Annotated in this window: 8 protein-coding genes; all 8 read left to right on the top strand. The window is 70.7% G+C overall.

The window, feature by feature from the left end:
• Window positions 1-305 precede the first annotated feature (305 nt).
• Window positions 306-860, top strand: a complete 555-nt coding sequence (locus tag JWQ91_RS04090; protein WP_297781177.1) for a hypothetical protein — start codon at window positions 306-308, stop codon at window positions 858-860.
• 53 nt (window positions 861-913) lie between these two features.
• A complete protein-coding gene (locus JWQ91_RS04085) occupies window positions 914-1,900 on the top strand; it encodes a glycosyltransferase (protein WP_297781175.1) in 987 nt (328 codons plus the stop codon).
• Window positions 1,897-3,090: a UDP-galactopyranose mutase gene (gene glf / locus JWQ91_RS04080; protein ID WP_297781172.1), complete on the top strand. Its 1,194-nt coding sequence runs from the start codon at window positions 1,897-1,899 to the stop codon at window positions 3,088-3,090. Before JWQ91_RS04085 ends, glf begins: the two co-directional genes overlap by 4 nt.
• Window positions 3,080-4,291 (top strand): CDP-glycerol glycerophosphotransferase family protein, encoded by a 1,212-nt coding sequence (locus tag JWQ91_RS04075; RefSeq protein ID WP_297781169.1) that lies wholly within the window; start codon window positions 3,080-3,082, stop codon window positions 4,289-4,291. The genes glf and JWQ91_RS04075 overlap by 11 nt, the downstream gene beginning before the upstream one ends.
• Before the next feature lie 7 nt (window positions 4,292-4,298).
• Window positions 4,299-5,765, top strand: a complete 1,467-nt coding sequence (locus JWQ91_RS04070; protein ID WP_297781168.1) for a hypothetical protein — start codon at window positions 4,299-4,301, stop codon at window positions 5,763-5,765.
• Complete coding sequence (locus tag JWQ91_RS04065) at window positions 5,762-6,715, top strand: phosphatase PAP2 family protein (protein ID WP_297781165.1); 954 nt, start codon at window positions 5,762-5,764, stop codon at window positions 6,713-6,715. Before JWQ91_RS04070 ends, JWQ91_RS04065 begins: the two co-directional genes overlap by 4 nt.
• A 45-nt stretch (window positions 6,716-6,760) precedes the next feature.
• Window positions 6,761-7,609 carry a hypothetical protein gene (locus tag JWQ91_RS04060; RefSeq protein ID WP_297781162.1) on the top strand — a complete coding sequence of 283 codons (849 nt, stop codon included), beginning with the start codon at window positions 6,761-6,763 and terminating at the stop codon, window positions 7,607-7,609.
• A 104-nt stretch (window positions 7,610-7,713) separates the two neighbouring features.
• Window positions 7,714-8,037 carry a hypothetical protein gene (locus JWQ91_RS04055; protein ID WP_297781159.1) on the top strand — a complete coding sequence of 108 codons (324 nt, stop codon included), beginning with the start codon at window positions 7,714-7,716 and terminating at the stop codon, window positions 8,035-8,037.
• Window position 8,038 lies beyond the last annotated feature (1 nt).

The raw sequence follows: 8,038 nt of genomic DNA, 5'->3' as shown, positions 1-8,038 counted from the left end.
CGCGGACACGAGTGCCGCTGACGGGGCGGCCGACGCTGACACCGAGGCCGGGAGCAAGGCGACGACGAGCAGCGCCGAGGCGCCAAGGAACATGAACTTACGAGACATGAGGAGTCTTCCCTGGAGTGCAGAACAGTCCTCGCCAGATTACACGTCTTTCCGAGGAACACGCCCCGGACGGCGGAGCAACAGTCAGGTTGTCCGCGATACCGGCCCGGCTGGATCCCACAGACCTCGGCGTCTAGGCTTGCCCGGTCCGTCGCGCCGGCACCCGGCCCCTCGACGGACCACCGACGGGAGTGGACATGCGCGCATGGTGGAGCCGCCTGGCCGGCTCTCCGAGGGCACTCGCCGCCGTCGGCGCCGGCCTCGTGATCGTGATGGCGGTCGTGACCACCCTGGTCATGGTCTCCGGCGGTGAGGACACCTCCCCCGCCTCGGCCGCCACCGCGTCCACCGCCTCGCCGTCGACCTCACCCCGAGCGACCGAGCCGTCGGCCAAGGCCTCCAAGGCCCCCGCGACAGTGCTCCCGCCCGACAAGGACGTCTACTGCCCCGCGTTCCGTCGGATCCGCGACGGAGGCCTGACCAGGCCGGGCGACGACGAGGAGTCCGGTGTCGACCTCGCCGAGCTCTCCCGGACGTTCGACGGACTGATCTCCCGCTACTCGGCAGCCGAGCGCGTGTCCCCGTTGAGCCTGCGCGACGACTACGCCCAGGCCCTGGGCTACCTCCGACAGGGCAAGAAGGCGACCGACTCCGAGGACATCGGCCTGCTGAAGGCCCTCGTCGCCAACCTCGACAGCCTCAACGACTCGATGGAGTCGATCCAGGCCAAGTCGGCCACCTTCTGTCCCTGAGCCGCGGGCTGAGCGATGAGGGTTTGCGACGCCGCTCGCGATAGGGTTGGCGGGTGAATTCGGCTGCCGGGAAGATCGCCATCGCGATCGTGACGTTCAACCGTTCGACCTTCCTGAAGGAGCTCCTGGCCAGCGCCGCGGCGATGGACACGCCCCCGTTCCGGATCGTCGTGGTCGACAACGCGAGCACCGACGACACCCAGGACGTCATCACCGCCGCGACGGCGGACTTCCCCGAGGGCGTGCTGGTCAACCACCGCCTCGACACCAACACCGGCGGGTCCGGCGGGTTCAGCGAGGGCACCAAGGTGGCGCTCGAGCTCGGCGCCGACTGGGTCTGGCTGATGGACGACGACGTCGAGATCCTCCCCGACGCGATCGCGCAGTTCGCGCCGTGGATGGAGCGGTTCCAGGTCATCCACGGACGACGCTACGACTTCGACGGCTCGCCGTTCTACTGGCAGGCCAAGTTCAACGAGTTCCTCGGCGTGCCCCTGCCCTACAGCGGCAAGCAGTTCGGCCGCGACGGCTACGCCGTGACCAACTCCGGGACGTTCGAGGGCATGCTGATCAGCGCCGACGTCGTGCGCCGGATCGGCCTGCCCGACCCCCGCTTCTTCATCTCCTGGGACGACGCTGCCTACGCCTGGCTCGCCGCCCAGCACACGCAGGTCGTCTACGTCGACGCGTTCGTGCTCAAGCGCAAGCGGGAGCAGAAGCAGGTCAACCTCGGGATCCGCCACCTCAACGACGGCAGTCCCCTGTTCCGCTTCCACGTCATCCGCAACCGGGCCTACGTCGGCAAGTACTTCGCCGAGTACGGCAAGCTCAACCGCTTCGGCTTCGGGCTCGGGACGGCGCTGACCCTGGCCAAGGAGGTCTTCCGCCTCGTGGTGGTCCAGCACACCCTGCGGGGTCTGGGCGACCTGGCCCGCGGCTTCCGGGCCAACCGGGCGCTGTGGCGGGACACGACGTGGCGGCCGATGGATCCCGCGGACGTACCGCCCCGCTCACTCCCCGACGCAGGCGCGCACTCATGACCGCGGACCTGTTGATCGTCGGCTCGGGCTTCTTCGGCCTGACGATCGCCGACCGGTGCGCGCGCGAGCTGGGCCTGCAGGTCCAGATCATCGACCGCCGCGACCACATCGGCGGCAACGCCTACAGCGAGGCCGATCCGGAGACCGGGATCGAGGTGCACCGCTACGGCGCGCACCTGTTCCACACGTCCAACCAACGGGTGTGGGAGTACGTCAACCGCTTCACCGACTTCACGCCCTACCAGCACCGCGTCTACACGACGTACGCCGGCGAGGTCTTCCCGATGCCGATCAACCTCGGCACGATCAACCAGTTCAACCGGTCGGCGCTGTCCCCCGAGCAGGCCCGCGCCTGGGTCGCCGAGCAGGCCGCGATGCTGACCCACGAGCCGACCAACCTCGAGGAGAAGGCGATCAGCCTGATCGGGCAGCCGCTCTACGAGGCGTTCATCAAGGGCTACACCGCCAAGCAGTGGCAGACCGACCCCCGTGAGCTCGGCGCCGACATCATCAGCCGCCTGCCGGTCCGCTACACGTACGACAACCGCTACTTCTCCGACACCTACGAGGGGCTGCCGGTCGACGGCTACACCGCGTGGCTGGAGCGGATGGCCGACCACCCCAACATCACGGTGACGCTCGAGACGGACTTCTTCGACGAAGCGCAACCCTTCAACAAGACCGCGACCGTGGGCCAGGTGCCGATCATCTACACCGGACCGGTCGACCGCTACTTCGACTTCGCCCACGGCGACCTGTCCTGGCGGACCCTGGACTTCGAGACCGAGGTCCTGCCGATCGGCGACTTCCAGGGCACGACGGTCATGAACTACGCCGACACCGACATCGACTACACCCGCATCCACGAGTTCCGCCACTTCCACCCCGAGCGGGACTACCCGAGCGACAAGACCGTCATCATGCGCGAGTTCAGCCGCTTCGCCGACACCAGCCTGGACGGGTCGGGCGACGAGCCCTACTACCCGATCAACACGCCGCTCGATCGCGAGCGGCTGCTGGCCTACCGCGACCTCGCCAAGGGTGAGGCCGACGTGCTGTTCGGGGGCCGCCTCGGGACCTATCAGTACCTCGACATGCACATGGCGATCGGCTCGGCGCTCAGCATGTACGACAACAAGCTCGTCCCGCACTTCACCGACGGCAAGCCACTCGACGACCATGGTGTCTGAGGCACGCGTCGGCCTGGTGCATCGCCTCCGGGTGTGGGCGATCGGTCGGCTGCGGCGCTCACGGCTCCTGCCCGCGGGGATGCCCGACAAGCTGACCGACGAGTCCCGTCTCGGCCGGCCGTTCGAGCAGCAGGTCATGCTCTACTTCCCGACGACGCGCGACAGCCTCTACCAGTTGCGCCCGTGGTACCACGCGCTCAAGGCGCTCGACGCGGTCCATCCCGTCGTCTGCGTCTTCAAGGACTCCCGGACCGCGCGGATCGTCCGCGACGAGACGGGCCTCGACTGCGTCACGCTGGCCCGCTACGGCCAGCTCGACGAGATCCTCGCGCTCTCCGAGGTCAAGCTCGCGCTCTACCTCAACCATGACCCGGTCAACTTCGAGAGCCTGCGGTTCACCTCGCTCGTGCACGTCTACCTGGGCCACGGTGACAGCGACAAGGGCGTCTCGGTGTCCAACCAGGTCAAGGCGTACGACCTGTGCTTCCTGGCCGGCCAGGCGGCGCTCGACCGCACCGCGACGGCCGTCATGCTCTACGACGCCGCGGCCCGCAGCGTCCTGATTGGCCAGCCGCAGCTGGACGGCTCCGTCCCGGTCACCGGCACGCCGTCGCCAGACGGACGGCCGACGGTCCTGTACGCCCCGACGTGGGAGGCCTCGCAGCCGTCGGTGTCCTACGGCTCGCTGGAGACCCACGGAGTGGCGCTGGTCAGCGCGCTCTCCGGGACGTACCGGGTCGTCTACCGGCCGCACCCGCTCAATGGCGTGATCCGCGCGTCGTACGCCGCCGCCGACGCGGCGGTCCGCGAGCTCGCCGACCGGGTCGACACCGACGTCACGCTCGAGCAGTCGTTCGCCGACGCCGACCTGCTCGTGACCGACGTCTCCGCCGTGACGCTCAACTGGCTCCCGACCGGCCGGCCGCTGCTCGTGACGACCCCGACGGTGGCCTACCCGCCCAGCGCCCTCATGGCCGTCGTGCCGCAGCTGTCCCCCACCGACGACTTCGCGGCGGTCGTCGCCGAGCACTTGTCGTCGGACCCGTCCAAGCCCGCCCGTGACGCCCTCGTCGAGCACTATCTCGGCGATCCGACGCCGGGCGTCGCGACGAAGCGCTTCATCGCGGCGTGCGAGGACGCCATGGCGCTGCGCGACCGCGAGTGGGCCCAGCGGCGTGCCGCCGGGGCGACCGGTCCCTGACGGCGTCGTGACTCCTCGACAGCAGGCAGCACCGTCGCTCCGGACGTTCGTGCTGGGGGCCATCGCGGTCATGGTGGCGCTCCGGCTGGCCTTCCTCGGGGTGCCTGCGGGACGCGACGAGGCCGGCTTCCTGATCGTCGGCAACGCGTGGGGCCATGGGGCGTCCCTCTACGGCGACTACTGGGTCGACCGGCCGCCGCTGCTGGTGGAGCTCATGGACCTCGCCGGCACCGTCACGGTCCTGCGCCTGCTGGGGCTGCTGGCCTGCGTCCTGATGGTGCTGGGCGTGAGCCGGGCCGCGTACGTCGTCCGGGGTGCCGCGGCGGCACGCTGGGCCGCCGGGGCGGCCGCGCTGATGGCCGCGGCGCCGTGGTTCGGCGTCGCGCGGACCAACGGCGAGATGCTCGCGTCCCCGTTCGTCGCATGGGGCTTCGCCCTGGCCGCACAGGCGCTGCTGCGGCCGGGTCCGCGCAGTCGGGTGCTCGCGCTCGGCGCCGGCGCCCTCGCCGGCTGCGCGCTGCTGATCAAGCAGACGATCGCCGACGGGCTGGTGTTCGCCGTGGTGCTGGGTGTCGCGATCGCGTGGCAGGAGCGCTCCCGCCGGCGGGAGGTGCTGGTCGTCCTGGGCGCCGGGGGGCTCGGGCTCCTGGCCGTCCTCGCCCTCGGTCTGGTGGGTGCCGCCGCCCGGGGCACGACACCCCACGAGCTGTTCGACGCGATCGTCACGTTCCGCGCCCAGGCCGGCGAGGTCATCCGGCGCTCGGCCTCGGGCGCGACGACCCAGCGGCTGTGGGTCCTGCTCGCGACGTGGCTCGGCAGCGGACTGGCGTTCATCAGCGCCCTCACCGCCTGGCAGGCGCTGCGGCACCGGGAGCCCGTCGTGCTGGCGACGGTCGGCGTCGTCGCGTTCGTCTCCGGGGCCGCGATCCTCGGCGGCAGCTACTGGGGGCACTACCTGTTCCAGCTCATCCCGGCTGCCGCCCTCGCGACCGGGCTGCTCTTCGACCGGATCGGCCGGCGCGCCCGGCTAGGGCTCGCGGCGTTCATCGTCGTGATGACGGCCGGCAACCTGGCCTGGAACGTCATCGAGGCCTCCGAGGAGGGCCGGCAGGCGGAGGTCGTGGGGACTTGGCTGAGTCAGTCGGGGCACACCGGTGACACCGCCGTGATCGCCTACGGTCAGCCCAACGTCCTGGGCAACGCGGAGATGTCGAGCCCCTACCCGTACCTCTGGAGCCTGCCCGTGCGCACCCTGGATCCCGACCTCACGACCCTGTCGCGGGTCCTCGACGGGCCCGCCCGCCCGACGTGGGTCGTGGACTGGTCCGGGATCCGGACGTGGGGCATCGAGCCGGCCCGGGTGACCGTCGCCCTCGGTCGGCACTATCGTCACGTCGCCGAGATGTGCGGCCGGTCGGTGTGGCTCGACCGGCGGGTCGAGCGCACGCTCGCCGACCCGGGGGCCTGCCCATGACGACCACGTCCGAGCGCACGACCTCGACGTCGTGGCGCTGGCGCGGACCGGCGCTGCTGGCGTACGCGATCCTGTTCGCGCTGGGCATCGTCCTGATCGGGGTGCCGACCGACCCGTTCCAGCTGTTCTTCTGGTTGTGGCTCGTCACGATCGCGTACGACGTCCGGGCGCCGTGGCGCGCCCACCTGCGCTTCCCGCGGGACTGGTGGCCGGTGTTCGCGGGGCTGATCCTGTATCTCTACAGCCGCGGCCTGTCCGACGAGGTCATCTCGATGCCGGTGCACTGGACGATGCCGATCCGGGTCGACGAGTGGCTCGGGGGCGGCACGCTGCCGACCGAGCGCCTGCAGGATCTCCTGTGCGCGTCACCGTGCACCGCCGACACCCCGCCGCGGTGGTACGACGAGGTCTTCACGACGGTCTACTTCACGCACTTCGTCGCGGGCCTGACCCTCGCGGTCGTCCTGTGGCTCCGGAGCCGCGCGGCGTGGGTCCAGTGGATGCGCCGCTACCTCGTGATCAACTTCTCCGCGCTCGTGATCTACGTGCTCTACCCCATGGCGCCGCCGTGGCTCGCGGCCAAGGAGGGCTACGTCGACGCGTCCCTCCCCCGGCTCACCGGCCGGGGGTGGGACGACCTGGGGCTCGGCGGCTTCCACGTCGCGCTCGCCAAGGTCGGCAACCCCGTCGCGGCGATGCCCTCGCTGCACGGCGGGCTGGCGATGTTGCTCGCGCTCTACGGCATCGCCCGGCTGCGGTCGGCGTGGCGCTGGCTGCTGCTGGTCTATCCGCTGCTGATGGCGACGGCCCTGGTCTACTACGCCGAGCACTACGTCATCGACCTGTTCGCCGGCTGGGCACTGGCCGGGATCGTGATGATCGGCTGCACGTGGTGGGAGCGCCGGCGGGCACCCTGCGCGACGGTTCCCGCGGCGGCCGACGAGAGATAGTCTTCAGTCACGCACGCATCGTGAGCGGCAACCGGAGGACCTGTCATGTCATCTGACGACCTGATCCGCGAGGCGCAGGACCCCGCGACGCCGGCTGCACGCCTGCAGGAGCTGGCCGTCGCCGACCGCGCGACGTGGCCCGCGATCGCGGCGCACCCCCAGGCGGACGACGGGCTGCTCGACTGGATCGGCACGCACGGCGACGAGAGCGTGCGGGCGGCGATCGCAGCCCGGGCCGCGGACGCGCCGACCGAGGTCGTGCCGATGACTCCTGCCGCCGACGTCGAGCACACCGCCGTGATGCCGGGTCTCGGCACCGAACCTGTGGCCGACGATCCCGCCCCGACCGTCACCGCGGACGGGACGCCGAGCGGTGGGCGCCGCAGCATGGCGCTGCTCGCCGCGATGATCGCAGTCGTGCTGGTGCTGCTCGGCGGCGTCGCCTACGGCGCGACGCAGGTCTTCGGCGGCGATGACGACGACGGCGACCGGGCGACCACGACCCGGACGCGGGACGCGCCGACGACCGCCACACCGTCCGAGGCACCCACGCCGCCGCCGTCGGAGAGGACCCCGCCGCCGTCCGGCAACGGCGAGTTCTGCGACGCGATGGAGGCGATCCAGGATCCCAGCCTGTCCGGGCTCGGCTCGGGGGTCGCCCCGGAGGACCTCAACGACGTCCAGGACATGCTCGGCAAGCTCCGCCAGGCCTTCGACGATCTCGAGGCATCCGCGCCCGCCGAGATCAAGGCCGATGTCGCGGTGATGAGCAGCTTCATGGACGCGCTGGCGGACCCGACCGGGTCCGGGGCCTCGGACATGGCCGAGAACGCCGACAAGTACGCCAGGGCCGTCGCCCGGGTCGGTCAGTACTACGCCCAGACCTGCTCCTGACCCCGGTCCGGCTGAAGGGCGGTCCACGCGAGGCCGCGGCTGGCTCACGGAAACCGCTGGGATCGCAGATCGTTTGTGTCGGTGGCGGCCTCTAGAGTTGAGGCATGTTCGAGGACGCGCCGATCGACTCCCTGTTGGGTCAGGTGCTGTCGTATGACTTCGGGTCGTTGCCGGTCGTGGAGACCGGTTTCGTGCGGGTCGAGGCGATCAAGGCCCTGGATGTGTCGATCCGGGCGGCGCAGGCCGAGCAGGCCGCCCAGGTCGCGGCCTTGTACGACGAGCGGGTCCACCGGATGGGCCTGGGTCAGGGCGACCCCGGCCTGTCGGTGATCGGTGAGGTCGGGATGGCCCGCAACATCGGGCCCACCGCGGCCGGCACACAGCTCGGGTTGGCGCTGGGTTTTATGCGGTTGCCGAAGGTTTTCTAGC

Source organism: Aeromicrobium sp. (genome assembly GCF_025965075.1).
Classification (GTDB): Bacteria; Actinomycetota; Actinomycetes; order Propionibacteriales; family Nocardioidaceae; genus Aeromicrobium.
Note: the sequence above shows the minus strand (reverse complement) of the source record. Positions and strands in the feature narration are given on the sequence as shown.